Raw genomic sequence first — 25,558 nt, forward strand, 5'->3', positions numbered from 1 at the left:
GGTGACGGGCCGAGGGCCGGGTCAGGCGCGCGCGACGGCCGTTCCGATCAGGGTGTCGAGCAGGGTCTCGTAGGCCACGCCGGTCGCGGCCCACATCTGCGGGTACATGGAGATCGGCGTGAACCCCGGCATGGTGTTGACCTCGTTGATCACGGGACCGTCGGCGGTGACGAAGAAGTCGACCCGGCTCAGCCCGCGGGCGTCGAGGGCGTGGAACGCCTCGACCGCCAGCGCCCGCAGGTGGTCGGTCTGCTCGGCCGGCAACCGCGCGGGCAGATCGAAGGTCGTGACGTCGTCGAGGTACTTGGTGTCGAAGTCGTAGAAGGCGTCGCCCTCGGTCTCGCCCTCCAGCCCCGTCGGTTCGCCGGGGATGTGGAGCTCGGCGGGCAGGCTCGCCTCCACCCTGCCGTCGGGGTACTCGAGCACCCCGCACTCGATCTCGCGACCGACGATCGCGGCCTCGACGATCACCTTGTCGTCGAACCGGCGGGCCTCGGCGATCGCGGCGTCGAGGTCCTCGGGCCGGGAGACCTTGGTGATGCCGATGGACGACCCACCGCGGGCGGGCTTGACGAACAGCGGGAGGCCCAGCTGCTCGCGCTCGGCGGCGGTGAGGGTCGGGGTGCCGGGCCGGAGCACCACCTGACGCCCGATCGGCAGGCCGGCCGCCCCCAGGACGACCTTCGTGAACTCCTTGTCCATCCCGGCCGCGCTCGCGAACACGCCGGGGCCGACGTACGGCACCCCGGACAGCTCCAGCAGGCCCTGGATCGTGCCGTCCTCGGCGTGCGTGCCGTGCATGACCGGGAAGACCACGTCCACCCGGGCGATCCGCTCGCCCGCCCGGTCGCCGTCCGCGTACCGCAGCACGCCGCGGTCGTCGGCGGACACGCCGAGCGTGACCCGCGGGCGGTCGGGGTCCACCACCGGCATCTCGCGATCGACGATGCGCAGGGCCGAGGTGTCCTCGGGGCCGAGGGTCCAGGTGCCGGCCTCGGTGATGCCGACGGGGATCACCTCGTAACGGGAACGGTCGAGGTGACTCATGACGGCACCGGCGGACACGCAGCTCACGGAGTGTTCGGAGCTGCGGCCGCCGTAGAGGACTGCGACGGCGATGCGATTCACCGGGACGAGGCTACTCGGGCTTGGTGCTGCGTCTCATGAGGCGCACCGCCACCTCCACCGCGTCGCCGCCCTCGTGGCAGATCTCGTGGACGGCCTCCGTGAGCGGCATCTCGACACCGGCCCGGCGGGCGAGCTCGCGGATCGACGTGCAGGACTTGACGCCCTCGGCGACCTGGCCGTTGGTGGCGCGCTGGGCCTGTTCGAGGGTCTCGCCCCGTCCGAGGCGTTCCCCGAAGGTGCGGTTGCGCGAGAGCGGTGACGTGCAGGTGGCGACGAGATCACCGAGGCCCGCCAGTCCGGCAAAGGTCATGTGGTTGGCGCCCAGCGCCACGCCGAGGCGCGTCGTCTCCGCCAGCCCGCGCGTCACCAGGGTCGCCATGGTGTTGTCCCCCAGGCCCATGCCGGTGGCGATGCCGCAGACCAGCGCGATGACGTTCTTGGTCGCGCCGCCGATCTCGCAGCCCACGACGTCGGTGTTGGTGTAGGGCCGGAAGTAGGGGGTGGAGAACGCGTCCTGCAGGCGGGCGGCGCGCTCCTCGTCCGAACACGCGATCACGGTGGCGGCGGGCTGGCCCTCGGCGATCTCGCGGGCGAGGTTCGGTCCCGACAGGGCGGCGATGCGGGACTCCGGTAGGCCGACGACCTCGGCCACCACCTCGCTGATGCGCAGCAGGGTGCCGGTCTCGATCCCCTTGGCCAGCGAGATCACCCCGGCGCCGGGTTCGAACGACTCGACCCAGGTCTCCAGGTTGCCGCGCAGGCTCTGGGACGGGACGGCGAGCACGACCTCCTCGGCGCCGGCGAGCACCTCCGCCGCATCGGTGGAGGCGGTCACGGTCCCCGGCAGGACGATGTCGGGCAGGTAGGTCGGGTTGCAGTGCGCCCCGTTGATGTCCGCCGCCACCTCCTCGCGGCGGGCCCACATCACCACCTCGGACCCGGCGTCCGCCAGGACCTTGCCGACCGCGGTCCCCCAGGACCCCGCCCCCATCACCGCGATCCGCGCCATCTTCGCCTCCCGGCCCTCGTCGTTCCTGCCCGCCGACCGCGGTGGATCCCGCCAAACGCTACCCGGCGGGGGACGCCGGCGAGGCACGGCTGGCAGGATGGCGGGCGATGAGTACAGCGGGGGGTGGCGCGACCGGCCCTGACGGGTGGACGATCATCGTGCCCGTCAAGGCGCTCGCCCGTGCGAAGAGCCGCCTGGACCCGGTGCTGCCGGCGGACCGACGGAAGGCACTCGTGCTGGCCATGGCCACCGACGTACTGCGGGTCTGCGTCGAGACCCCCGAGGTCCGTCGCGTTCGGGTCGTCTCTGCCGACGACCCGGTCGTGCGGGAGCTGGCCGCCCGGGTGGGCGCGGATTTCGTCGCGGAACCGCCGCCGGCCGCCGTGCTCGGGACAGACCCCCTCAACGCTGCCCTCACCGCCGCGCTCGACGACCTGCACGGCCCCGCGGGGATCGTCACCGCCGACCTGCCCGAGCTGCGTCCGCACCATCTGTCCCGCATCCTCTCCGCCGCCGCGTGTAGCCCCCACTCGACCGTGGCGGACCATCGCGGGGCCGGGACGACGATGGCGTTCTGGACGGGTGCACGCGCGACCCGCGTCTGCCGGTTCGGCCCCGGGTCGGCGGCCCGCTTCAGGGACGGAGGGGCGGTCCCCGTCGGCGTGACGGCCGACCTCGGGGCGGCCACCCGGGACGTCGACGACCCCGCCGATCTCGCCGCGCTGCCGGCCCGGGACGTGGGGCCCGCCACGGCCGAGGTCCTTCATGACCCCCGGTCCCGACACGGCACGCACGCGGACGGGCTATCGGCCACAATGGTGCCGTGACCGTAGAACAGCACGCCCTCCAGGGACTGCCCCGGCCCCGTGACCGCTACCTCAACCGCGAACTCAGCTGGCTCGACTTCAACGCCCGGGTCCTGGCGCTGGCCGGGGAGGAGGGTCTGCCGCTGTTGGAGAGGGCCAAGTTCCTCGCGATCTTCGCCTCGAACCTCGACGAGTTCTACATGGTGCGGGTGGCGGGCCTGAAGCGTCGCGACAAGACCGGTCTGTCGGTCCGCTCCGCCGACGGTCAGACCCCCGCCGAGCAGCTCGGACGGATCAGTCTTCGTACCCGCGAGCTCTGCGACGAACAGACCCGGCTGTTCCGCGACGAGATCCGCCCGGAGCTCGAGGCGAACGGTATCCGGATCCTGCCCTGGTCCGACCTCACCGCCGACGAGCGGTCCACGCTGGCCGAGCTGTTCCGCAACTCGATCTTCCCCGTGCTCACCCCGCTCGCGGTGGACCCCGCGCACCCGTTCCCCTACATCTCGGGGCTGAGCCTGAACCTGGCGGTGATCATCCGCGACCTCGACTCGGGCCAGGAACACTTCGCCCGGGTGAAGATCCCGCACAACGTGCCCCGGTTCGTGCGGGTCGACCGCGGCGGCCCGGACGAGTACTCGTTCGTCCCCGCCGAGGACATCATCGCCGCGCACCTGCACGAGTTGTTCCAGGGCATGGAGATCGTCGAGCACCACGTCTTCCGGGTGACCCGCAACGCGGACATGGAGGTCGAGGAGGACCGCGACGAGGATCTGCTGCAGGCGCTCGAGCGCGAGCTGGCGCGTCGGCGCTTCGGGTCGGCGGTCCGGCTCGAGATCGCGGAGGACACCACCCCGCGCATGCTGCGGATCCTGCAGCGCGAGCTCGACGTGGACTCCGCCGACGTCATCCGGTTCTCCGGGCTGCTCGACCTCACCGGGCTCTGGGAGCTCCACGCCCTCGACCTGCCCGACCTCAAGGACCCGGCCATGGTCCCGTCCACTCCCCCGGCGTTCGGGGAGCGGGAGACCGCCCGCAACATCTTCTCCTCCCTGCAGGAGGGTGACGTCCTCGTCGAGCACCCCTACGACTCGTTCGCGACGACGGTCCAGAGGTTCATCGAGCAGGCCGCGGCCGACGAGGACGTCCTCGCGATCAAGCAGACCCTCTACCGCACCTCCGGCGACTCCCCCATCGTCAACGCGCTCGTCGACGCCGCGGCGGCCGGCAAGCAGGTGGTCGCCCTGGTGGAGATCAAGGCGAGGTTCGACGAACAGAACAACATCCGGTGGGCGCGCGAGCTCGAGCAGGCCGGTGTCCACGTCGTCTACGGCCTGCTGGGCCTCAAGACCCACTGCAAGACCTGCCTCGTGGTGCGCAAGGAGGGCGACCGGCTGCAGCGCTACGCGCACATCGGCACCGGCAACTACAACCCCAAGACGGCCCGTCTCTACGAGGACGTGGGACTGTTCACCGCCGACGAGGACGTCGTGTCGGACCTGACGGACCTGTTCAACCACCTCACGGGCTTCTCCAACGTCAGCAAGTACCGCCGGCTGCTGGTCGCGCCGGAGGGGATCCGCTCGGGCATCATCGAGCGGATCGACCGTGAGATCGCGCTGGCCGAGGAGGGCCACGAGGCGGGCATCCGGATCAAGGCCAACGCGTTGGTCGACGAACAGGTGATCGACGCGCTGTACCGCGCCTCGCAGGCCGGGGTGCCGGTCGAGATCGTGGTCCGCGGCATCTGTTCGCTCCGCGCCGGGGTCCCGGGCCTGAGCGAGAACATCCACGTCCGGTCGATCCTCGGCCGCTTCCTCGAACATTCGCGGATCCTGCACTTCCGGGGCGCGGACGAGGTGTTCATCGGCAGCGCCGACATGATGCACCGCAACCTCGACCGCCGGGTCGAGGTGATGGTCACGGTCACCGACCCGCGCCTCAAGGGCCAGATCCGCCGCATCTTCGACTCGGCGCTCGACCCGGCGACCCGCAGCTTCCACCTCCGGCCCGATGCGACCTGGACCCGGATGCCGGCGTCCGAGGACTGGGAGGGGTCCGTGGACCACCAGGAGTTCATGGCCTCCCAGCACGCAGGGTTCCGCGACCGATGAGCCCCAAGCCGAGCAGGTCCAGGATCCGGGTGGTCCCCGCCGCCGGTGCGGTCCTCTACCGGATGGACGGCGACACCCCGCTGTGCGCGGTCGTCCACCGACCCCGGTACGACGACTGGTCCCTGCCCAAGGGCAAGGTCGACGCCGGGGAGTCCGTCCCTGTCACCGCCGTCCGCGAGATGCTCGAGGAGACGGGGTTCTCCGCCGTCCTGCGCGAGCGGATCGGCACCACCGGGTACCCGCTCAAGGAGAACCTCCGCAAGGAGGTCACCTACTGGTCGGCGTTGTCGACCGGCGGCGCCTTCGAGCCCAACTCCGAGGTCGACGAGCTCCGCTGGGTACCGGTAGACGAGGCCATGCAGCTGGTGACCTACCCGCTGGACCGGAAGATCCTCACGCGCTTCGACGCCGCGCCGCGCGCCAGGTCGGTGCTGATGCTCGTCCGGCACGCCAAGGCGGGGCGCCGGAGCGAGTGGAGCGGGGACGACGACCTCCGGCCCCTCGACAAGACCGGGCGGGCCCAGGCGGAGATGCTGGCGCCGATGCTGCGGGCGTTCGGCGTCACCCGCCTGCACAGCGCCCCGCGGGTGCGCTGCGAACAGACCCTGGCGCCGCTCGCCGACGAGCTCGGGGAGCCGATCACGGTCGAGCCCGCGTTGAGTGACGAGGCGTACCTGGCCGATCCCGCCGCGGCGGTGTCCCGGCTGGGTGCCGTCGCGGCCGGCGAGGGGGTCGCGGCGGTGTGCTCGCAGGGAACCGCCATCCCCGGGCTGGTCCGTGATCTCGCCGGCCCGGCCGGGCTCGACGTGGGCGAGGGATCGACGAAGAAGGCCGGCGTGTGGGGCCTGGGGTTCGTCGACGGGGCGTTGGTCCACGCCGACTACTACCCGAGCCCCCTGCCGCTGTTCTGACGAACGTCACCCCGGCCGGTGGCGGGTCCGATACGGGACCCGCCGCCGACCGGGGTGACGGGCGGGGCGGAGGAGCTGGCTCAGCTGACCTTGTCCCGGAGCCCGGTGCCGTTGCTGCGCAGCCCGCCGAACGACTGGTGCGAGCTGGAGCGCTTGGCGGCGAGCCGCCCCTCGGGCAGCGTCTCGGTGCCCTGGATGACCGACTTGAAGTACTGCCCCGGGCGGAACACCGGCGAGTAGGTCGGCGGGACCGGGATGGACTCGCCGGTGTGGGGGTTGCGGGCCACGCGGGCCGCACGTGCCTTCTTCTCGAAGATGCCGAAACCCATGATGGTGATGGACTCCCCGGACGCCACCGTCCGCACGATGATGTCCAGGGTGTTCTCCAGCGCCTCGGTGGCGAGCTGGTGGTCTCCGCCCATCCGGTCCGCCAGCTCGGCGATCAGGTCGGCTTTGTTCACGTGGGGATCCCCCTTCGGGTGAGTATGCGGTGCGGTTCGCAACCGCACGCCAATGAATATAAGCATACTCACACGGGCTCGCCATTCGGGGGCGAATCCGGAGGTGACTCCGAAACTTTTTCTCGCGTGTCCCGTCGGCCCGGGGGCGTCCCCGTCAGCGCGGCGTGGTCACCGGTTTGAACGCCGGCCGCCGGCTCTCGAACTCCTCGATCTGGTCCGCCCGCCGCAGCGTGAGGCCGATGTCGTCGAGGCCCTCCATGAGCCGCCACCGCGTGTAGTCGTCGATGTCGAACGGCACGGTGACGTCGCCCGCGGTGATCGTCCGGCTCCCCAGATCGACCGTGAGCTCGATACCCGGTCGCTCGTCCATCACCTTCCACAGGAGCTCGACGTTCTCCTGCTCGACCTGGGCGGCCACGAGTCCGGCCTTGCCGGAGTTGCCGCGGAAGATGTCGGCGAAGCGGGACGAGACGACCACGCGGAACCCGAAGTCCATGAGCGCCCACACGGCGTGCTCCCGGGACGACCCGGTTCCGAAGTCGGGGCCGGCCACCAGGACGGTCGCGCGGTCGTACGGGGCGCGGTTGAGGACGAAGTCGGGCTCGGCCGCGCGCCAGGACGAGAACAGGCCGTCCTCGAAGCCGGTCCGGGTGACCCGCTTGAGGTACTCGGCCGGGATGATCTGGTCGGTGTCCACGTTGGAACGGCGCAGCGGGGCACCGATGCCGGTGTGGGTGGTGATCGGCTCCATGGGTGTCAGGCCCCCTTCGCGGGCTCGAGATCGGCGGGTGAGGCGAGGCGCCCGAGCACGGCGGTGGCCGCGGCGACGGACGGGCTGACCAGGTGGGTGCGCGCACCCTTGCCCTGGCGCCCCTCGAAGTTCCGGTTGGAGGTGGACGCGCAGCGCTGGCCCGGCTCGAGCGAGTCCGGGTTCATGCCGAGGCACATGGAGCAGCCCGGCTGCCGCCACTCTGCACCGAACTCGTGGAACACCCTGTCCAGGCCCTCGGCCTCGGCCTGCTGGCGGACGCGCATGGACCCCGGCACGACGAGCATCCGGACGCCGTCGGCGATCCGGTGGCCGTCGATCACCTCGGCGACCGACCGCAGGTCCTCGATCCGGCCGTTGGTGCAGGATCCGACGAACACCACGTCGACGGGCACCTCGCGCATCGGGGTCCCGGCCCGCAGGTCCATGTACTCCAGCGCGTTCTCCGCGGCGATGCGGTCGCTGGCGTCGGTGAACTCCTCCGGATGCGGGACGGACGCGCTCAGCGGGACGCCCTGCCCGGGGTTGGTCCCCCAGGTGACGTACGGGGTCAGCGCCGAGCCGTCGATCACGACTTCGGTGTCGAAGGCCGCGTCGGGGTCGGTGCGCAGGCTGTCCCAGTACCGCACGGCCTCGTCCCACTCGTCTCCGGTCGGCGCGTGCGGGCGGCCCCGGAGGTAGTCGTACGTCGTCTGGTCCGGGGCGATCATGCCCGCGCGGGCGCCGGCCTCGATACTCATGTTGCACACGGTCATCCGCGCCTCCATCGACAGCTTCTCGATGGCCTCGCCCCGGTACTCGATGATGTAGCCCTGACCGCCGCCCGTGCCGATCTGGGCGATGACGGCGAGGATGAGGTCCTTGCCGGTGACGCCCGGCTGCAGCTCCCCGGTGACCGTGACGGCCATGGTCTTGAACGGGCGCAGGCTCAGCGTCTGGGTGGCCATGACGTGCTCGACCTCGGACGTGCCGATCCCCATGGCGATGGAGCCGAAGGCCCCGTGCGTCGAGGTGTGCGAGTCACCGCACACCACGGTCATGCCCGGCTGGGTCAGACCGAGCTGCGGCCCCACGACGTGGACGATCCCCTGGTCGAGGTCGCCCATCGGGTACAGGCGGACGCCGAACTCCTCGCAGTTGCGCCGCAGCGTCTCGATCTGCACGCGGGAGGTCTGGTCGGCGATGAGGTTGACCGCGCCGCCGACGATGTCGGTCGGGACGTTGTGGTCCTCGGTGGCCAGGGTGAGATCCGGGCGACGGAGGGCCCGACCGGCCAGGCGGAGGCCGTCGAACGCCTGGGGGCTGGTGACCTCGTGGACGAGGTGGAGGTCGATGAAGATGAGGTCGGGTCCCCGGGACTCCCCCTCACCCTCGCCACGGACCACCACGTGGTCGTCCCAGACCTTCTCGGCCAGGGTCCGCGGTCGCGTTCCGCCGGTCACGGTCTCAGTCATCACGCCTCCAGTCCACGTCCCGGGTGAGCATCGTATGGATTCTCAACATGTAGGACGATATAGTCGAACTGTGAGACAGTATAGCGGGATCGGGGTCCTCGACAAAGCGATGACGGTGCTGCACGCCGTGGCCGAGGAGCCCTGCGTCCTGGCCGATCTCTGCGAGCGGACGGGCCTGCCACGGGCCACCGCGCACCGCCTCGCGGTGGGCCTGGAGGTCCACCAACTCCTCTCCCGCGACGCGGCCGGGGTGTGGAGCCTCGGTCCCGGTCTCGCCAAGCTCGCGGCGCACGTCTCGGACTCGCTCGCCGACGCCGCGGCGTCGGTCCTGCCGCGCCTGCGCGAGCTCACCGAGGAGAGCGTGCAGGTGTACCGCCGCGAGGGGGACCGTCGGATCTGCGTGGCCTCGGCCGAACCCCCGACCGGCCTGCGGGACACCGTTCCCGTGGGCGCGGTCCTGCCCATGAGCCGCGGCTCGGGGGCCAAGGTACTCGCCGCGTGGGCGGACGCCGCGACCCAGCGCGCCCTGCTCGCCGACGCCGCGTACACGGAGCGTCAGCTCGCGGAGGTCCGTCGGCGCGGCTGGGCGCAGTCGGTCGCCGAGCGCGAGGCGGGCGTGGCCTCGATCTCCGCGCCGATCCGTGACGCCGGGGGCACCGTGGTCGCCGCGATCTCGGTGTCCGGGCCGGTCGACCGCATCGGTCGGCGGCCCGGCGTGAAGTGGGCCGCCGACCTGCTCGCCGCGGCGGACGCGATCCACAAGCGGCTCTAGGCGGGCCGCCGCCCCCGGACGAGCTGCTCGAGCGCCCACGGCAGGCTGGCCACGCTCGGTTGGCGCACGGCCGCCACGAGGTCGCCGTCGCGGGGGTCGACCCGGACCACCTGCACACCGGGGCGTCGCAGCTCCCGGTAGGGCCTCGGTTCCCCGTGGGCGAGCACGTCGACACCCAGGGCGCGGACCTCGGCGCCGAACGGCGAGTCCGCCGCGAGGGTCGCCACGGGGGTGTCGGGGCCGGCCCCGGTGCCGACGACGACGGCGAGGGCCTCGACCCCCAACCGTCGCTGTCCCCGCGTCCACGCGTCGAGCGCCTCCTCGGTGGGCCCGGCCGCCGGGGCGGGGTCGCGGTCGAGGGCGCCGGCCACGAGGTCGAGATGGGCCCGCCAGCCGGGTCGACCCTCCGGGTCGACGATGACCGCCGCCAACCGCTCGTACCCGCGGAGCTGGTCCGCCGAGACGTCGGCCGCCGCGAGGACGAACGCGTCGACGCCGAACGGCAGCAGCGACCGGAGACCGGGCAGGCCCGGGCCCTCCCACCCGGGCCGCGGCGGGGCCGGACGCTCCCGCCAGGGCCGCGGACCCGTCCCGTCAACCGCCCACGCGGCCTCGGGCTCCCGACCGAGCGCGTGCAGGACGTCGAGATCGGCCGAGGAGAGCGCGATGAGGCGCCGAGGTGGCGCATCCGGCGTCGGCGTACGGATCGGCGTCAGCGGTGCCAGCGGGTCACCCGCGGCGGGCGAACTCGTCGTCGTCGCCCCCCTCTCCCCACCGCACGCCGCGAGGGCGGCCAGGGTCAGGCCACCGCCCACGGCGAGGCGCAGGAGATCACGACGTGAGGTCACGCGGCGATCCTGCCACGTGCCCGAAATGCAGAACGTCCCGGCTCGTCGATGACGAACCGGGACATCTCGCTTGTACCCCCGATGGGATTCGAACCCACGCTACCGCCGTGAGAGGGCGGCGTCCTAGGCCGCTAGACGACGGGGGCCTGTTTCGTTGCTCCACAACAGTAACCGATAGGTGGACGCAGAGCCAAATCGGCGGGAGTGACCGGATTCACCAGGTGCAAACATGCACTCGGTCTACTTTCTGGGTAACCTTCTCACGTGAATTCTCCCCCCGACATCTCCCTCCGGGACCGCAAGCGTCGCGCCACGCTCCTCGCCATCGAGGACGCCGCCACCGAGCTGGTGCTCGAGTACGGCTACGACGCCGTGACCGTCGAACAGATCTGCGCGGCCGCCGAGGTCTCCAAGCGCACGTTCTTCAACTACGTCGCCTCCAAGGAGGCCGCGGTGATCGGCGCCACCCCACAGGACCTCCCCGAGGCGGAGAGCCGGGACTTCCTCGACCGTGCCGATCCCGACGTCCCCCGCGCCCTGATGCGGGTGTTCATCGCCGGCTTCGCCGCCACCCGCATCGCCGACCGCGACCAGACCGCGACCCTCGTCCAGCGGCGGCGCGAGATCTTCCGCGCCGAGCCGGAACTCGGTGCGGCGCGCATGACCGCCTCGTCCCGGTTCCAGCTGCGCCTGGTGGACCTGGTCACCGGCCACCTCGAGCAGCACCCGCGGCTGCGCCGACTCGGCGGCGTGAGCGCCGAGGCCGAGGCGCGGGCGTACGTGGCGCTCGTCGCCGCCTCCGGGAACCTGGGCATGGCGACCTGGCTGAACCGCGACTCCGCCTCCTTCGCCGACCTCCACGCCGACTGCGTCACCGCCCTGGGCCAGCTCGCCGCGCTCGTCGGCGAGCCCTGCACCCACCACCCCGGGGCCCGCGCCGCCGCCCCGACCCCCGCTTTCACCCCCTCCGCCACCACCGACGGGACACCCCATGAGTGAGACAGACCTCCGCACCACCGCCGCACCGCCCGGCACCGACCGCTCCCCCGCCCCGTCACCCGCGACGCACAACGTCCCGCTGGTGTTCACCTCGCTGCTGCTGGGGATGCTCATCGTCTCCCTGGGGCAGATGATCTTCGCCACCGCGCTGCCGACGATCGTCGCCGACCTCGGCGGCGTCGACCGCATGAGCTGGGTCATCACCGTCTACCTGCTCACCATGACCATCGGGCTGCCCGTCTACGGCAAGCTCGGGGACCAGATCGGCCGCAAGCCGCTGTTCGTCGCGGCCATCCTGCTGTTCTCGGCCGGCTCGCTGCTCGGCGCGCTCGCCTCGAACATCGACCTGCTCATCGCCGCCCGTGCCGTCCAGGGTCTCGGCGGCGGCGGCCTCATGGTCCTGTCCCAGGCCATCGTCGCCGACGTCGTCCCCGCCCGGCAGCGCGGACGGTACATGGGCGTGATGGGCGCCGTCTTCGGCCTGTCGTCCGTCCTCGGCCCCCTCCTCGGCGGATTCTTCACCGAGGGCCCCGGCTGGCGCTGGGCCCTGTGGTTCAACCTCCCGGTCTGCCTCATCGCCCTGGTCGTGGCCGTCGTCTGGCTCCGCCTGCCCAACCGCGGCGGCGGACGTCGCACGGACTGGCCCGGCACCCTCCTCATGGCCGTGGGGACCACGGCTCTCATCCTCATCTCGTCGTGGGGCGGCAACCGCTACGCCTGGACTGACCCGGTCATCCTCGCGATGGGCGCGGTGTTCCTCGTGAGCGCGGTGGCGTTCGTCCTCGTCGAACTACGCTCCCCGCACCCCCTCATCCCCATGACCCTGTTCGCCGAGCGGAACTTCTCCATCTCCACCGGCGCCGGACTCCTCATCGGCGTGGCGATGTTCGGCTGCATGGCCTACCTGCCCACCTACATCCAGATGGTCCACGGCCTGGGCCCCACCGACGCCGGCCTGATGATGATCCCCATGATGATCGGCATGATGGGCACCTCCATCGTCGTCGGCAACATCGTCAGCCGCACCGGCCGCTACAAGTGGTACCCCGTCGCCGGCACCCTCATCATGGCCGTCGGGCTGTGGCTCATCGGCTCGCTGCGGGCCGGCGACACCCTCGTCCACCTCGGGGTCGTGCTCTTCGTGTTCGGTTTCGGACTCGGCCTGTGTATGCAGCTGCTGGTGCTGATCGTCCAGAACGCCTTCCCCATCACCATGGTCGGCACGGCGACCGCATCCAACAACTTCTTCCGCCAGATCGGCGGGACCATGGGCTCGGCCATCGTCGGCTCCCTCTTCGTGAGCCGCCTCGCCGACCTCATGGGAGAGCGCGTCCCGGCCGCGGCGGCCGAACTCGGTCCCGAGGGCGCCCGGATCGCCGAGACGTTCGCCGACGGCTCGGGCGCGGCGAACTCGATGAGCCCGGAGATCCTGGCCGGCCTCCCAGGGCCCCTGCACGACGCGATCGTCGCCTCGTACAACGACGCCCTCGTGCCGATCTACCACATGGTCGTCCCGCTCATCCTCGTCGCGACGGTGCTCCTGCTGTTCGTCCGCGAGGACACCCTCAAGGAGACGGTCGACTGACCCACCGGGCGGGGCCACCGCCCTTCCCCGCCCCTCCTCCCCGCGCCCGCGCTCACCACGCGCCGGCGCGGGGGTGAGGACCAGGACACCCGATCCGTACACGCGCCGAAACGAACCCGTCACGCGCAGTCGCTACCGTCCACCGCGTGACCACGACGCATCCCGTCGCCCCGGAGCCGGGCGCGACCCACACGACCCCCGACCGCCAGATCGTCCTGCGTTTCCTGGCCGCCCCGACCGACGTCGGGACCGGTACCCAGGTACACACCGGCCGCATCCTCGAATGGATAGACAAGGCCGCGTACGCGCTGGCCGCCCGGTGGTCGGGCGGCTACGCCGTCACGGCCTACGTCGGCAACGTCCGATTCTCCCGGCCGATCCACTCCGGCGAGCTCGTCGAGGTGTCCGCCCGCCTCGTCCACACCGGGACCACCTCCATGCACATCCAGTGCGACGTCCGCGCGTGTGAACCCGCTCGACCCGCCGCCCGCCACTGCGCGGAGTGCCTGGTGATCTTCATCTCCGTGCGCGACGGGGCGCCCGCCACGGTCCCGGCCTGGCGGCCCGCCTCCGGCCTCGAGATCCACGAGTCCGACGAGGCGGTCCGGCGCATCGGCCTGCGCCGCGACATCGAGCGCGCGATGGCGCGGCAGGTCTATTCCGGCGCGGGCACCGCGCCCCGCTCGACCCTGCGCCTGCTCGCCGCGCCGACGGACGTGAACTGGGGCGGCAACGCCCACGGTGGCCGGATCATGTCGTGGATCGACGACGCCGCGAACCTGTGCGCCGCCCGGTGGTCGGGCACCTCGTGTACGTCCGTGTACGCCGGCGGGGTGCGGTTCTACCACCCGGTGCGCATCGGGGACGTGGTGGAGGTGGAGGCCCGTCTGCTGCACACCGGACAGGAGACCATGCACGTGTCCGTTCACGTCCGCTCCGGGCCGCCGACCTCGGATCCGCGCACGCTCACCACGCACTGCCTCACCGTCTGCGCCGCCCTCGACGCCCACGGCCGCCCCACCCGGGTCGAGCGGTGGGACCCCGTGTCCGACGAGGACCACGCCCTGGACGAGCACGCCCGTGAGCTCATCCGCCTGCGCTCACGCGGGCGGGAGGCCACACGGGCGGCCGTGCCGGGCTGAGAACGAGGAACGCCCGGAGCGATGTGCTCCGGGCGTTCCTGCTGTTGTACCCCCGATGGGATTCGAACCCACGCTACCGCCGTGAGAGGGCGGCGTCCTAGGCCGCTAGACGACGGGGGCTAGGACGCGGATCCGCTGGGGATCCGCTCATGAGCACTCACGAGGAGTACTCCGCTGGCCTACCAGGACTCGAACCTAGAACGACTGAACCAGAATCAGCTGTGTTGCCAATTACACCATAGGCCACTGTTTTCACTTGTCCGCCGCTCTTCAGCGGCCTCGAAGAGATTACCAAACAATGGTGGGTGAATAGCAAATCGCCTGGTCACAGCCGAGATTCGAGCCTGAGCCGGCCGCGCACGCCCCGACGGGGACGTGCGCGGCCGGCCGGTCACCCGGCGATCGGCGCCGACCGCAGACGGGACAGCGTGGCCTCGCGGCCGAGCAGCTCGAGGGACTCGAACAGCGGCGGCGAGATATGCGAACCCGTGACCGCCACCCGCACGGGGCCGTAGGCCTTCCGCGGCTTGATGCCCAGCCGGTCGACGAGCGCCCCGGACAGGGCGGCCTCGATAGCGGGCGTCGTCCACTCCTCGAGCGGCTCCAGGGCGGCGATCGCCGCCTCGACGACCTCGCGCGCCTCGGCCTTGAGGTTCTTCGCCGCCGACTGCGGGTCCACCTCGAAGGCCGCCTCGTCCACCAGCAGGAACCGGATGAGCTTCCACGCGTCCGACAGCACCACGATCCGGGTCTGCAGCAGTTCCGCCACGACCGCCCACCGCTGCGGGTCGAAGTCCGCCGGCAGCGTGAGCCCGTCCTCGGAGGGGTGGGCGACGAGGTACTCGCGCAGGCGCCGGGCGAACTCCTCCGCCGGCAGCTGACGGATGTGCTCGGCGTTGATCGCGTCGGCCTTCTTCTGGTCGAACCGGGCCGGGTTGGCGTTGACCTGGCGGACGTCGAACGCGTCGACCATCTCCTGCAGGGAGAACACGTCGCGGTCCTCCGACAGTCCCCACCCGAGCAGCGCCAGGTAGTTGAGCAGTCCCTCGGGGAGCATGCCGCGGTCGCGGTGGAGGAAGAGGTCCGACTCGGGATCGCGCTTGGACAGCTTCTTGTTGCCCTCGCCCATGACGAACGGCAGGTGGCCGAACTCCGGCACGCCGTCCGCCACACCGATGCGTTCCAGCGCCCGGTACAGGGCGATCTGCCGCGGGGTCGAGCTGAGCAGATCCTCCCCGCGCAGGACGTGCGTGATCTTCATCAGCGCGTCGTCGACGGGGTTGACCAGGGTGTACAGCGGGATGCCGTTCGCGCGGGTGAGCGCGAAGTCGGGGACCGTCCCGGCCCTGAACGTCGTCTCCCCCCGGACGAGGTCGTTCCAGGACAGGTCCTCGTCCGGCATCCGCAGGCGGATCACCGCGCCCCGCCCCTCGTCACGGAAGGCCTGCTTCTGCTCCTCGGTGAGGTCGCGGTCGAAGCCGTCGTAGCCCAGCTTGGGGTCACGCCCCGCCGCCCGGTGCCGGGCCTCGACCTCCTCGGGGGTCGAGAACGACTCGTAGGCCTCCCCCGCCTCGACGAGCCTGCGCACCACGTCGAGGTGCAGCTCGCGCCGCTCCGACTGCCGGTACGGAGCGTACGGGCCACCGACCTCGGGTCCCTCGTCCCAGTCCAGCCCCAGCCACCGGAGCGCGTCGAGGATGGCCTGGTAGGACTCCTCGGAATCGCGGGCGGCGTCGGTGTCCTCGATCCGGAAGACGAACGTGCCGCCCGTGTGCCGGGCGTGGGCCCAGTTGAACAGTGCCGTGCGCACGAGCCCCACGTGGGGGGTGCCGGTGGGTGACGGACAGAAGCGGACGCGGACCTCGGAGGCTGTCATGGGCCCCATCCTAGTGACGGTCCCGGCTCGCACCCCCGCCGAGGACCGGCCTAGGATCAGCGGGTACCCGTGGCCGGCGCCCCTCCTGGGACCGCGCCGCACGGACCGAGCCGAGTCGAGGAGGCGAGCCGTGGCGTCAGGGCCCCACCCCGACGTCGGCCGTCCCGTCACCGCCCCGGATTTCCTGCTCTCCCGGCCCACGGGCTCGCTGCGCACCCAGGGGGCGCTCTCCGCGTTCACCGATCCCGCCGACGCCGCCCTCGCCCTCCGCGCGGGTTCCTGCCGCCTGGTGGTGGGCGCCATCGGGTTCGAGCCGGACGCGCCCGCCGCGCTCGTGGAGCCGGACGTGGTGGTGCGCACCGACGGCCCGCTCGAGCCCCCCGCCTACTTCCGGGCGATGCGCACACGGGCCCGCGTCGCCGAGGAGGTGCCCACCGCCGCGGAGCACCGGGCGCGCGTGTCGACCGCTATCTCGGGGGTGCGCGCCGGCGAACTCGACAAGGTGGTGTTGGCCCGGGCCGTCCGCCTCGAGGCCGAGGAGCCGATCGACCCGCACGCGGTCTGCGCCGCGCTCATCGACGCGAGCCCCGCGGCCGACGGCTACCTCGTGGATCTCTCACCCGCCGGGGGACGGTACTCCGGCCGCGTCCTCGTGGGATCGAGTCCCGAGCTGCTGGTGCGTCGCCGCGGCGATCTGGTGGAGTGCCACCCGCTGGCCGGGTCGGCGCCGCGGTCGGCCGATCCCGCCGCCGACCAGGCCGCCGGACGCGCCCTGCGGGCCTCCGGGAAGGACGCGTCGGAGCACGCCTTCGTCGTGGACTCGCTGGCCCGGTCGCTCGCCCCGCTGTGCACCGACCTGGAGATCCCCGAGCGCCCGTCGCTGACGTCGACGCGGGAGATGTGGCACCTCGGCACCCGCATCCGGGGTCGCATCGCCGACCCGCGCACCACCGCCCTCGACCTGGCGCTGGCGGTGCACCCCACCCCCGCCGTGTGCGGGACCCCGACGGACGCGGCCCGCCGACTCATCGCGGGGATCGAGGGTGACCGCGGGTTCTACGCCGGTGCCGTCGGGTGGTCCGACGCGGGCGGTGACGGTGACTGGATGGTGACGATCCGCTGCGTCGAGATCGACGCGGACCGCACCGGGGCCATCGCGTGGGCCGGGGGCGGGCTGGTGGCCGACTCGGAGCCCGACGACGAGGTGGCGGAGACCGGGGCCAAGCTGCGCACGGTCCTCCGGGCGGTCGGCGCGGCCTAGGCCGATCCGCCGGCGGGTCCTCCCGGGCCCTCCGGGCCTACCTGTCGACGACCGGGTTGCCCAGCGACCCGATTCCCTCGATCTCCACCGTGACGCGGTCGCCGGGCAGCAACGGCCCGACCCCGGCCGGGGTCCCGGTGAGGATGACGTCGCCGGGCAGGAGGGTCATGACCCGGGTGACGTACTCGACGATCTCGCCGACGGTGTGCATGAACTGCGAGGTGTTGCCGTCCTGACGCAGCTCGCTGGTCCCGTCCTCGTGGGTGACGGTGGTGCGGACGTCCAGCCCGTTGGGGTCCAGGTCGGTGACGATCCACGGGCCGAGCGGGCAGAAGGTGTCGTACCCCTTGCCCCGGGTCCACTGCCCGTCGGCCAGCTGCTGGTCCCGGGCGGTCACGTCGTTGGCGCACGTGTAGCCCAGGATGACGTCCCGGGCGCGCGCCGCGGCGACGTCCCGGCACGGCTGGCCGATCACGACGGCCAGCTCACCCTCGTGGTCCACCCGCTCGGAACTCGGCGGGTAGGCGATGGCGGCCTCGGGGCCGATGACCGACGTGTTGGGCTTGAGGAAGATCAGCGGCTGCGCCGGGGCCTGCGACCCCATCTCCTCGGCGTGATCCGCGTAGTTCTTCCCGACGCACACGATCTTCGACGCGAGGATGGGCGCGAGCAGGCGCACGTCGGCGAGCGGCCATTCGCGGCCGGTGAACTCGGGGGTGCCGAACGGGTGCTCGGAGATCTCGGCACAGGTCAGGGAGGAGGGGTCGGCGACGTCCCCACGGACCTCGACGAAGGCGAACCCCTGGGGATGGGCGATACGGGCGAGACGCATACCGCGATCCTAGGACGTGCGCAGGTCCCGCAGGACGCGCGCCCCACGCTCGCGGAGCTCGGCCACCTGGGCCAGGTACAGCTCTGCGCACGCGAGGGCGTCGACGGCGGCCTCGTGGGCGCGGTACCGGGGCAGCCCGTAGCGTGCCCGTGCGCCCCACAGCCGGAGGTCGTCCGGTGACGGGTCCGCGGTGAAGCCCATGTCGATCCCGCCGCCGAGGATCCGCCGCTGAAGCTCGAGCGTGTCGACGGCCTCCAGGGGCGGACGTACGCCGTACACGCGCTGACAGAGGACGCCGAGGAAGTCCACCTCGATCGCGCTGTAGTGCGCGAGGAGGACCCGCCCGGTCAGGGCTGTGAGGACCCGGTCGAGCACCTCCTCGACCCCGGTTCCGTGGGCCACGTCGTCGTCGGTGAGTCCGTGGACGGTCGCGCTCTGTCCGACCCCGTCGTCGACCCCCGTCCGGTCGTCCGGTCGCAACACCATGGACCCCGCCCCGGCCAGCACGATCCGGTCCCCGTCGACCGGGACGAACCCCACCGACACGACCCGGTCACGGCGTGGGTCGAGGCCCGTCGTCTCCACGTCCACGGCCAGCAGTCGCGCCTCTGCGAGCGGAGTGGAGGGGTCCGGCGGCGGCGTCCGCAGGAGCGTGCCGAGCGGTCCGTCGGGGGCCCGGCGGGCCGCGCGTCGCCGGCGGGCGGCCGCCGCGAGCCTGTCGAGCGCCGTCACATCCGCCCGACCCGGTACTGGATCGCCAGCGCGGACTGTGCACCCGCGATGATGCGGAACGCCGCCCGGAGGCGGTGCCGGTCCATCGTGCCGAGGGTCGACGGGTCGACGTGGTTGTCCGGGACGAGGCCCTCGGCGATCTGGCGCGCGTGATGACGGTAGGCGAGCCCGCGGAGGAAGCGGATGGCGCCGGAGAGGTTCTCCGCGTCGGTGCGCGCGATCACCCCGGCGGTCGCCGCGGCGTCGAGCCGGTCCAGCGTGGAGACCTCGGGCAGCCCGGCCGACAGGGCGTGCAGGCGGGCGATCTGCACGACGGGCGCGATACCCCCCGCCTTGATGTCGAGGGTGTTGCGGTACTCCCCGCGGCGCGCGACCACCAGGCCACGGAAGAACCCCAGGGGCGGTTGCCAGTCGCAGGCGATCCGCGCGAGGTGGGCGAGGAACCGCGCACTCCCCCGCGCCCTCGAGAGCATCTCCCGACGGACCCGGTCCAGCAGCTCGTCGGCACCGTGCACGGCGCGGATGTCGAAGAACACCTGGCTGCGCAGCACGGCGTCCGGGTCGGGGGCGCCCACCCAGTCACGCACCCGCCGCTCCCAGTCGGACGCGGTGCGTCGCCACTGCGGGTTGGTGGCCATGACGCCGCCGGGACAGCGCGCGAAACCCGCCCGCTCCAGTCCGTCACAGACGCGCTCCGCGAGTGCTGCGAAGTAGTCGTGGGCGCCCGGGACCGTGTCGGCGGCGTCGGCGAGGACGAGCGCGTTGTCCTGGTCGCTGGAGGCGCCGAGCTCACCCCGGGCCTGCGATCCGAGCCCCACCCAGCAGTAGGCGGCGGGCGCGGGCCCGAGCTCGGTCTCGGCCAGGGCGAGCAGCCGCCGGGTGGCCGCGTCGGCGGTGGCGGTGATGACCCGCCCGATGTCCTGGGGCGCGGTGCCGCGGCGGACGAACTCCCCGATCAGTGGCGGGAGGCGCTCCGCCAGGCCGGCGACCGCGTCGGGGTCCGGGGCGCGGGAGATCCGGGCTGCGAGGTAGACCGGGTCGGCCTGCGCGAGCCGGAGCAGGTCTCCCGTGGTCACCATCCCCGTGGGTGCCCCGTCCTGGCAGACCGGGAGGTGGTGGACCCCGTGGTCCATCTGGAGCAGGGTGGCGTCGAACGCGCGCGTCCCCGCGTCCACCGTCACCGGGTCGCGGGTCATGATGGTCGAGACCGGGGCCTCGGGGTCCCCGCCCACCGCGACGACCTTCGCGCGCAGATCGCGGTCGGTGAAGATGCCCACGACGCGCCCGGACTCCACCACCACGAGCGCCGAGACCCGCTCCTGCGTCATGAACCGCGCGGCCTCGCGGATGGGGGTCGTGGGCTCCACGGTGACCGCGTCCCTGGTGAGCAACTCCCCCACGGGCGTGCCGAGGACGTCCCCGCCGGAGGCCGCGACGCGCGCGGAGGCGAGGTCCTGGCGGATCCGATCGCTGCGCGCGCCGAAGAAGGCGCGCAGGTCCGGGTTCCCGGCGGCCAGTTCGTCGAACACCTCGCGGGGCATCTCGAGCAGGAGGGTGTCGGCCGACGCGACCATGAGGTAGCGCGACAGGCGGGACTGGGTGAGCGTCGAGTACCCGAAGCAGTCGCCTTCGTCCCGCGCGTCGAGCAGGGCGCCGTTCGGGTCGCACACCTCGACGGCACCGGTCCGGATGATGTGCAGGGAGTCGTTCGGCGCCCCCGGTTCGATGATGACCGAGCCCCGGCGGTGGTAGCGCTGGGTCAGCCGCGCCGGCAGCCGGTCGAGGTCCTCCGGCGGGAGTGCGTCGAACGGCGCGCAGCGGGCGAGGAAGTCGCGCACCTCGGCCAGTTCCACGTCCACGCCCTCCACTGTGGACGCCGACGGCCCGCGGTGTGCTCGCTTCTGGCGATTCACACCCGCGGGCCGGGGGCGGTGGGGAGCCCGGCGCGTCGCCGCCGGGGTGCGGGGTCGACCTAGGCGGTGACCGCGGCGACGATCCGGTCGCCCACCTCGGAGGTGACGACGGGCGCGTCGCCGCGCGAGCCGAGGTCCGCCTCGACCGCGGCCTCGACCTTGTCCGCCTCGGCGGTCCTGCCGAGGTGACGCAGGAGCAGGGCCACCGACAGGATCGCGGCGGTCGGGTCGGCCTTGCCCTGTCCGGCGATGTCCGGCGCCGAGCCGTGGACGGGCTCGAACATCGACGGGTTGGTACCGGAGGCGTCGATGTTGCCCGAAGCAGCGGTCCCGATGCCGCCGGTGACGGCGGCGGCGAGGTCGGTGATGATGTCGCCGAAGAGGTTGTCGGTGACGATCACGTCGAAGCGGGCGGGGTCGGTGACCATGTAGATGGTCGCCGCGTCGATGTGGCAGTAGTCCACCTCGACCTCGGGGAACTCGGCGGCCACCTCGTCGACGGTGCGCTGCCACAGTCCGCCGGCGTTGACGAGCACGTTGGTCTTGTGGACGAGCGTGAGCTTGCGCCGGCGGGACATCGCCCGTCCGAACGCGTCGCGGACGACGCGCTCGACGCCGAAGCGGGTGTTGACCGAGGTCTCGGTGCCCATCTCGTGGGGGGTCCCCACGCGGATCGCCCCGCCGTTGCCGGTGTAGAGCCCCTCGGTGCCCTCGCGCACCACGACGAAGTCGATCTCGCCGGGGTTCTTCAGCGGGGTCGCCGACCCGGGGAACAGCCGCGAGGGTCGGAGGTTGACGTGGTGGTCCAGGGCGAAGCGCAGCGGCAGCAGCATGCCGCGCTCGAGGATCCCGGCCGGCACGGAGCGGGGGTCGCCGATGGCGCCCAGCAGGATCGCGTCGTGCGTCTTGAGGCTGGCGATGTCGGCGTCGGTGAGCGTCTCACCGTTGCGCAGGTAACGACGGGCGCCGAGGTCGTACTCGGTCTTCTCCACGCCGGGCACGAGGGCGTCGAGGACCTTGAGCGCCTCGGCGGTGACCTCCACGCCGATGCCGTCACCGGGGATGACTGCGAGCTTCATGGTGATGTGGGTTCCTTTGCTGCTCGTCAGTCGAGGTTGATCTGGGTGGCCGTCGCACCGAGCTCGGAGACGATCCGGTCGATGGTCGGCTCGGCGACCGGGCGGTCCACACGCAGGATGAGCGACGCGCCCTCACCCGTGGCGTCCTGGCTCAGGGCGGCGGCCTGGATGTCGATGCCCTCGCCGCCGAGGATCGAGCCGACCTTGCCGAGCACGCCGGGGCGGTCGGAGTAGTGGACGAAGAGGTTCTGGCCCTGGGCGCGCAGGTCGAAGCCGCGCTCGTTGATGCGGACGATCTTCTGGACCTTCTCCAGGCCCGACAGGGTGCCGGTGACCTGGCCGGTGGCGCCGTCGGCGGCCACCGCGGTGACGGTGACGGTGCTGCGGTAGGCCTTGGACTCGCTGCGGGTCTCCACCGAGTGGGTGACGCCGCGCTGCTCGGCCATCTGTCCGACGTTGACGAACGTGGCGGGCTCGTCGGTGATGGCGGAGAACATACCGCGCAGGGCGGCCAGGCCCAGGACGTCGACCTGCTCGGCGGCGAGCTCGCCGGCGACCTCGACGTTGACGGTGGTGGGCACGCCCGGGCACAGGTGACCGGCGATGAGGCCGACCTTGCGCACGAGGTCGAGCCAGGGCGCGACCTCGTCGCCGACCGGGCCACCGGAGACGTTGACGGCGTCGGGCACGAACTCGCCGCGCAGGGCGAGCAGCACGCTGCGCGCGACGTCGGTGCCGGCGCGGTCCTGGGCCTCCGAGGTGGAGGCGCCGAGGTGCGGGGTGACCACTGTGTTGGGGAGCTCGAACAGCGGCGAGTCGGTGCACGGCTCGGTGTCGAACACGTCGAGCGCAGCCGCGCGGACCTTGCCGGACTTCAGCGCGTCGACGAGGGCGTCCTCGACGATGAGGCCGCCGCGGGCGGCGTTGACGATCACGACGCCGTCCTTGGCGCGGGCGAGCCGCTCGGCGTCGAACAGGCCGGCGGTCTCCTTGGTCTTGGGCAGGTGCATCGTGATGATGTCCGCGCGGGAGACCAGCTCGTCGATGTCGACGAGCTCGATGCCCAGCTGCGCCGCGCGGGCGGCGGGCAGGTAGGGGTCGTAGGCGATGATGTGCGTCTCGAACGCCGCGAGGCGCTGGGCGACGAGCTGACCGATGCGGCCGAGGCCCACGACGCCGATGGTCTTGCCGAGCAGCTCGACCCCGTTGAAGGAGCTGCGCTTCCAGGTGTGCTCACGCAGCGTGGCGTCGGCGGCGGGGATCTGGCGGCAGGCGGACATGAGCAGCGCGACGGCGTGCTCGGCGGCCGAGTGGATGTTGGAGGTCGGCGCGTTGACCACCATGACGCCGCGCTCGGTGGCGGCGGGGATCTCGACGTTGTCGAGGCCCACCCCGGCGCGGCCGATGATCTTGAGGTTGGGGGCGGCGGCGAGCACCTCGGCGTCGACGGTGGTGGCGGAGCGCACGAGCAGCGCGTCGGCGTCGGCGACCGCCTCGAGGAGCTTGGGGCGATCCGGGCCGTCGACCCAGCGGACCTCCACGGCGTCGCCGAGCGCGTCGACGGTCGACTGGGCGAGCTTGTCGGCGATGAGGACGACGGGACGTCCGGATGCTGTCACAGTGGGATCTCCTCGGTGTCAAAACGGGCGAGGCCAGTCTATGCCACCTCCCGCGACGGCCCAGCAGTGGCCGGCCCGGCCGGCGGCGCCTACCGTGGCGGTTCAACAGCGATGCCCGACGAACGGAGCCCCGATGCCCCGCAGCCCCCGGTCGACCCCGCCCCCGGTCCGCTTCCCCGATCCGTGGGTGCCGGTGGTGGCGCCGGCGCGGGGCGCGACGGCGGTGGCGGCGTATCTGCGGGCGCACCTGTACGGGGCGGCCGTGGGCCGCAGCATCCTGGACCGGTGCATCCGGGCGGTGGAGCCGGGCGACCGTGAGCGCCTCGTCCCGCTGCGGGCGGAGTTCGAGCAGGAGATCGACGCCGCCGCGGCCCTGCTCCGGCGCCTGTCGGTGTTCGGGACGCCGGGCCGGGGCCTGCTGCGCGCCTCGTCGGTGGTGACGCTGTCGGCCCTGCCGGTGGGGCCGCTGGTGCGCGATCCGTTGGCGCGGCTCGCCGTGCTGGAGGCGTTGCGGACGTTGGTGGTGGCCAAGCGGTCGATGTGGGAGTTGCTGGCCGAGTCGTGGGTCGCCGACGACCCGGCGCCGGTGGGTGTCGACCGCGGGCGTGGTGGCGACGACGACGACGAGCTCCCCGGTTCCGACACCGGCCGCCTCCTGCGGGGTCTGGCGGAACAGGCGCGCGTGCAGGAGGACCTGCTGGAGCAGCTACGGCGCACCTACGGTCTGGCGGTCTTCGGGTGAGCGCGGCCGGGCCGGTGCGCGCGGACGTGATCGTGGTGGGCTCGGGCCCCAACGGCCTCGCGGCGGCGGTGTCGTGCGCGCGCGCCGGGCGGAAGGTCGTCGTGCTCGAGGCGCAGGACGGCGTCGGCGGCGGCTGTCGGACGCGGCCGATGTCCGAGGTCGCCCCCGACATCCCGGAGCACCTGGCCGACGGGTTGCTGGTCGACCCCTGCTCGGCCGTCCACCCGATGGCGGGCGCGTCGCCGTTCTTCCGCGACTTCGACCTGCCCGCCCACGGTGTGGAGATGGCCTCGCCGCCCGTGCAGCTCGCGCACGCCCTGCCGGGTCGGGACGCGATCGTCGTGCCGTCCGATCCCTCCCCCGCCGACCTCGCCGCCGGTCTGGGCTCGCGTGAGGAGGCCGACCGGTGGTGGGGCGTGATGGGTCCGCTCGGCCGCCGCGCCGAGGACGTCGTCGCGGCCGCCCTGTCCGATCAGCGTTCGATCCCGCCCGTGGCGGCGACCGCGGCGCTCGCGGGCGCCTTCCTGCGGGTCCATCCCCGCGGTGGCGTCGCCGATCCCCTGGGCCCGGACGGCCGGACGCTGCTGTCCGGCATCTCCGCGCACGCCATCACCCCCCTGAACTCCCCCGCCGCGACCGGCGTCGGCCTGGTGCTGGGCTCGCTCCTGCACTCACCGCGGGGCTGGGGCCTGCCGGTCGGCGGAAGCGGCGCGATCACCGCCGCGCTGGCCGATGCCGTCCGCGACGCCGGCGGCGAGATCCGTACGGGCGTCACCGTCGACTCCCTGGCCCGGCTCGACGCCCGCGACGTCGTGTTCAACACCTCGTCACGGATCCTCGGCCGGATCCTGGTCGCGTCGTCGCCGTCCCCCGCGGTGGCGCGGCGCGCGCGCAGGCTGCTCCGGGCCCCGGTGGGGGGCGCGGCGGCGAAGGTCGACCTCGTCCTGTCTGGTCCGGTGCCGTGGCGGGACGAGCGCCTCGCCGGCGCGGGGACCGTGCACCTGGGCGGGGACTCGCACGCCCTGGCCCTCGCCGAGCGCGAGGTGGCCGCGGGACGCCACGCGGAGCGCCCGATGGTCCTGGTCTCCCAGCCCTGGGTCACCGATCCGGGCCGTGTCGCGCCCGACGGCCGACGCCCGCTGTGGACCTACGCCCACGTCCCGGCGTACTCGGGTCGCGACCAGACCGAACAGGTGCTCACGGCACTGGAGGAGGTCGCGCCGGGGGTGCGGGACGTCGTGCTGGCCGCGCACTGCACACCCGCGGACCGGATGGCCGAGCACAACGCGAACAACGCCGGCGGGGACATCGCCGCGGGGCGGGTGGACCTGCGCGGACTCATCGCCCGCCCGGTCCCGCGGGCCGACCCCTTCGCCACCGGCGTGCCGGGGGTCTGGCACGCCTCCGGCTCCACACCGCCCGGCCCCGGGGTCCACGGCATGGCCGGCCGCCACGTGGCGGACCGGATCCTCGGCCGCTGAGCACGCGGCCCGCGACGTCGGCCCC

Annotated in this window: 22 protein-coding genes and 3 tRNA genes; 10 read left to right on the forward strand and 15 right to left on the reverse strand. The window is 72.7% G+C overall.

What is annotated here, in order from left to right; genetic code table 11:
- Positions 1 to 21: 21 nt before the first annotated feature.
- A complete protein-coding gene (locus RWK90_RS01940; RefSeq protein ID WP_314034140.1) occupies positions 22 to 1,128 on the reverse strand; it encodes a D-alanine--D-alanine ligase family protein in 1,107 nt (368 codons plus the stop codon).
- A 10-nt stretch (positions 1,129 to 1,138) separates the two neighbouring features.
- Complete coding sequence (locus tag RWK90_RS01945) at positions 1,139 to 2,137, reverse strand: NAD(P)H-dependent glycerol-3-phosphate dehydrogenase (protein WP_314034141.1); 999 nt, start codon at positions 2,135 to 2,137, stop codon at positions 1,139 to 1,141.
- A gap of 107 nt (positions 2,138 to 2,244) precedes the next feature.
- On the opposite strand from RWK90_RS01945, the gene cofC reads away from it, so the two are divergent.
- Genes cofC through RWK90_RS01960 form a run of 3 tightly spaced genes read left to right on the forward strand, consistent with a single transcriptional unit; the run spans position 2,245 to position 5,968 of the window.
- Positions 2,245 to 2,964, forward strand: a complete 720-nt coding sequence (gene cofC / locus RWK90_RS01950; protein ID WP_314034144.1) for a 2-phospho-L-lactate guanylyltransferase — start codon at positions 2,245 to 2,247, stop codon at positions 2,962 to 2,964.
- Entirely contained in the window at positions 2,961 to 5,057 is a 2,097-nt protein-coding gene (locus RWK90_RS01955) for an RNA degradosome polyphosphate kinase (RefSeq protein WP_314034145.1), read from the forward strand. The genes cofC and RWK90_RS01955 overlap by 4 nt, the downstream gene beginning before the upstream one ends.
- Entirely contained in the window at positions 5,054 to 5,968 is a 915-nt protein-coding gene (locus tag RWK90_RS01960) for an NUDIX hydrolase (protein ID WP_314034146.1), read from the forward strand. Before RWK90_RS01955 ends, RWK90_RS01960 begins: the two co-directional genes overlap by 4 nt.
- Before the next feature lie 80 nt (positions 5,969 to 6,048).
- Here RWK90_RS01960 and RWK90_RS01965 read toward each other — a convergent pair whose 3' ends face one another.
- The 3 genes from RWK90_RS01965 to leuC all read right to left on the reverse strand — a co-directional run bounded on the left by RWK90_RS01965 (position 6,049) and on the right by leuC (position 8,652).
- The gene (locus RWK90_RS01965; protein WP_314034147.1) at positions 6,049 to 6,429 is read right to left on the reverse strand and encodes an HU family DNA-binding protein; all 381 of its coding nucleotides are present in this window, start codon (positions 6,427 to 6,429) and stop codon (positions 6,049 to 6,051) included.
- Between the two features lie 154 nt (positions 6,430 to 6,583).
- On the reverse strand, positions 6,584 to 7,180 hold the full coding sequence (gene leuD, locus RWK90_RS01970) for a 3-isopropylmalate dehydratase small subunit (RefSeq protein WP_314034149.1): 597 nt from the start codon (positions 7,178 to 7,180) through the stop codon (positions 6,584 to 6,586).
- Between the two features lie 5 nt (positions 7,181 to 7,185).
- Positions 7,186 to 8,652: a 3-isopropylmalate dehydratase large subunit gene (gene leuC / locus RWK90_RS01975; RefSeq protein WP_314034151.1), complete on the reverse strand. Its 1,467-nt coding sequence runs from the start codon at positions 8,650 to 8,652 to the stop codon at positions 7,186 to 7,188.
- A 70-nt stretch (positions 8,653 to 8,722) separates the two neighbouring features.
- On the opposite strand from leuC, the gene RWK90_RS01980 reads away from it, so the two are divergent.
- Positions 8,723 to 9,424, forward strand: coding sequence for an IclR family transcriptional regulator (locus RWK90_RS01980; RefSeq protein WP_314034153.1), 702 nt, complete (start codon positions 8,723 to 8,725; stop codon positions 9,422 to 9,424).
- Here the strand turns inward: RWK90_RS01980 and RWK90_RS01985 are convergent.
- Both RWK90_RS01985 and RWK90_RS01990 read right to left on the reverse strand, forming a co-directional pair.
- Entirely contained in the window at positions 9,421 to 10,272 is an 852-nt protein-coding gene (locus tag RWK90_RS01985) for an ABC transporter substrate-binding protein (RefSeq protein WP_314034155.1), read from the reverse strand. The genes RWK90_RS01980 and RWK90_RS01985 overlap by 4 nt on opposite strands.
- Positions 10,273 to 10,345: 73 nt before the next feature.
- Positions 10,346 to 10,418, reverse strand: a tRNA-Glu gene (locus RWK90_RS01990).
- Between the two features lie 118 nt (positions 10,419 to 10,536).
- Between RWK90_RS01990 and RWK90_RS01995 the strand changes: the two genes are divergently transcribed.
- The 3 genes from RWK90_RS01995 (at position 10,537) to RWK90_RS02005 (ending at position 13,998) form a co-directional block, all read left to right on the forward strand.
- Positions 10,537 to 11,271, forward strand: a complete 735-nt coding sequence (locus tag RWK90_RS01995; protein WP_314034157.1) for a helix-turn-helix domain-containing protein — start codon at positions 10,537 to 10,539, stop codon at positions 11,269 to 11,271.
- Positions 11,264 to 12,856 carry an MDR family MFS transporter gene (locus RWK90_RS02000; RefSeq protein ID WP_314034159.1) on the forward strand — a complete coding sequence of 531 codons (1,593 nt, stop codon included), beginning with the start codon at positions 11,264 to 11,266 and terminating at the stop codon, positions 12,854 to 12,856. The genes RWK90_RS01995 and RWK90_RS02000 overlap by 8 nt, the downstream gene beginning before the upstream one ends.
- A gap of 146 nt (positions 12,857 to 13,002) precedes the next feature.
- Positions 13,003 to 13,998, forward strand: a complete 996-nt coding sequence (locus tag RWK90_RS02005) for a hotdog domain-containing protein (protein ID WP_314034161.1) — start codon at positions 13,003 to 13,005, stop codon at positions 13,996 to 13,998.
- Positions 13,999 to 14,045: 47 nt separating this feature from the next.
- Here RWK90_RS02005 and RWK90_RS02010 read toward each other — a convergent pair.
- The 3 genes from RWK90_RS02010 to gltX all read right to left on the reverse strand — a co-directional run bounded on the left by RWK90_RS02010 (position 14,046) and on the right by gltX (position 15,874).
- Positions 14,046 to 14,118: transfer RNA gene (locus RWK90_RS02010), tRNA-Glu, on the reverse strand.
- A 54-nt stretch (positions 14,119 to 14,172) separates the two neighbouring features.
- Positions 14,173 to 14,244 (reverse strand) — tRNA-Gln (locus RWK90_RS02015).
- 145 nt (positions 14,245 to 14,389) lie between these two features.
- Positions 14,390 to 15,874, reverse strand: coding sequence for a glutamate--tRNA ligase (gltX, locus tag RWK90_RS02020; protein WP_314034163.1), 1,485 nt, complete (start codon positions 15,872 to 15,874; stop codon positions 14,390 to 14,392).
- Between the two features lie 130 nt (positions 15,875 to 16,004).
- On the opposite strand from gltX, the gene RWK90_RS02025 reads away from it, so the two are divergent.
- Complete coding sequence (locus RWK90_RS02025) at positions 16,005 to 17,135, forward strand: isochorismate synthase (RefSeq protein ID WP_314034165.1); 1,131 nt, start codon at positions 16,005 to 16,007, stop codon at positions 17,133 to 17,135.
- 37 nt (positions 17,136 to 17,172) lie between these two features.
- Here RWK90_RS02025 and RWK90_RS02030 read toward each other — a convergent pair whose 3' ends face one another.
- From RWK90_RS02030 to serA, 5 genes are all read right to left on the reverse strand, one after another.
- Positions 17,173 to 17,967, reverse strand: a complete 795-nt coding sequence (locus RWK90_RS02030) for a fumarylacetoacetate hydrolase family protein (protein WP_314034167.1) — start codon at positions 17,965 to 17,967, stop codon at positions 17,173 to 17,175.
- A gap of 9 nt (positions 17,968 to 17,976) precedes the next feature.
- The gene (locus tag RWK90_RS02035; RefSeq protein WP_314034169.1) at positions 17,977 to 18,699 is read right to left on the reverse strand and encodes an exonuclease domain-containing protein; all 723 of its coding nucleotides are present in this window, start codon (positions 18,697 to 18,699) and stop codon (positions 17,977 to 17,979) included.
- Positions 18,696 to 20,558, reverse strand: a complete 1,863-nt coding sequence (locus tag RWK90_RS02040; RefSeq protein WP_314034171.1) for a DUF294 nucleotidyltransferase-like domain-containing protein — start codon at positions 20,556 to 20,558, stop codon at positions 18,696 to 18,698. Before RWK90_RS02040 ends, RWK90_RS02035 begins: the two co-directional genes overlap by 4 nt.
- A gap of 113 nt (positions 20,559 to 20,671) precedes the next feature.
- Complete coding sequence (locus RWK90_RS02045) at positions 20,672 to 21,691, reverse strand: 3-isopropylmalate dehydrogenase (protein WP_314034173.1); 1,020 nt, start codon at positions 21,689 to 21,691, stop codon at positions 20,672 to 20,674.
- A 26-nt stretch (positions 21,692 to 21,717) separates the two neighbouring features.
- Positions 21,718 to 23,310: a phosphoglycerate dehydrogenase gene (gene serA / locus RWK90_RS02050; protein WP_314034175.1), complete on the reverse strand. Its 1,593-nt coding sequence runs from the start codon at positions 23,308 to 23,310 to the stop codon at positions 21,718 to 21,720.
- A gap of 133 nt (positions 23,311 to 23,443) precedes the next feature.
- Between serA and RWK90_RS02055 the strand changes: the two genes are divergently transcribed.
- Positions 23,444 to 24,052: a hypothetical protein gene (locus RWK90_RS02055; protein ID WP_314034177.1), complete on the forward strand. Its 609-nt coding sequence runs from the start codon at positions 23,444 to 23,446 to the stop codon at positions 24,050 to 24,052.
- Positions 24,049 to 25,533, forward strand: coding sequence for an NAD(P)/FAD-dependent oxidoreductase (locus RWK90_RS02060; RefSeq protein WP_314034179.1), 1,485 nt, complete (start codon positions 24,049 to 24,051; stop codon positions 25,531 to 25,533). The genes RWK90_RS02055 and RWK90_RS02060 overlap by 4 nt, the downstream gene beginning before the upstream one ends.
- Positions 25,534 to 25,558: the final 25 nt, after the last annotated feature.

Origin of the sequence: Dietzia sp. CH92 (assembly GCF_032248695.1) — a bacterium.
GTDB lineage: Bacteria > Actinomycetota > Actinomycetes > Mycobacteriales > Mycobacteriaceae > Dietzia.

Coding starts and splice junctions, on each gene's coding strand:
- RWK90_RS01945 (WP_314034141.1), bottom strand. CDS start 2,137: ATGGCGCGGATCGCGGTGATGGGGGCGGGGTCCTGGGGGACCGCGGTC.
- cofC (WP_314034144.1), top strand. CDS start 2,245: ATGAGTACAGCGGGGGGTGGCGCGACCGGCCCTGACGGGTGGACGATC.
- RWK90_RS01960 (WP_314034146.1), top strand. CDS start 5,054: ATGAGCCCCAAGCCGAGCAGGTCCAGGATCCGGGTGGTCCCCGCCGCC.
- leuD (WP_314034149.1), bottom strand. CDS start 7,180: ATGGAGCCGATCACCACCCACACCGGCATCGGTGCCCCGCTGCGCCGT.
- leuC (WP_314034151.1), bottom strand. CDS start 8,652: ATGACTGAGACCGTGACCGGCGGAACGCGACCGCGGACCCTGGCCGAG.
- RWK90_RS02000 (WP_314034159.1), top strand. CDS start 11,264: ATGAGTGAGACAGACCTCCGCACCACCGCCGCACCGCCCGGCACCGAC.
- gltX (WP_314034163.1), bottom strand. CDS start 15,874: ATGACAGCCTCCGAGGTCCGCGTCCGCTTCTGTCCGTCACCCACCGGC.
- RWK90_RS02030 (WP_314034167.1), bottom strand. CDS start 17,967: ATGCGTCTCGCCCGTATCGCCCATCCCCAGGGGTTCGCCTTCGTCGAG.
- RWK90_RS02045 (WP_314034173.1), bottom strand. CDS start 21,691: ATGAAGCTCGCAGTCATCCCCGGTGACGGCATCGGCGTGGAGGTCACC.
- RWK90_RS02055 (WP_314034177.1), top strand. CDS start 23,444: ATGCCCCGCAGCCCCCGGTCGACCCCGCCCCCGGTCCGCTTCCCCGAT.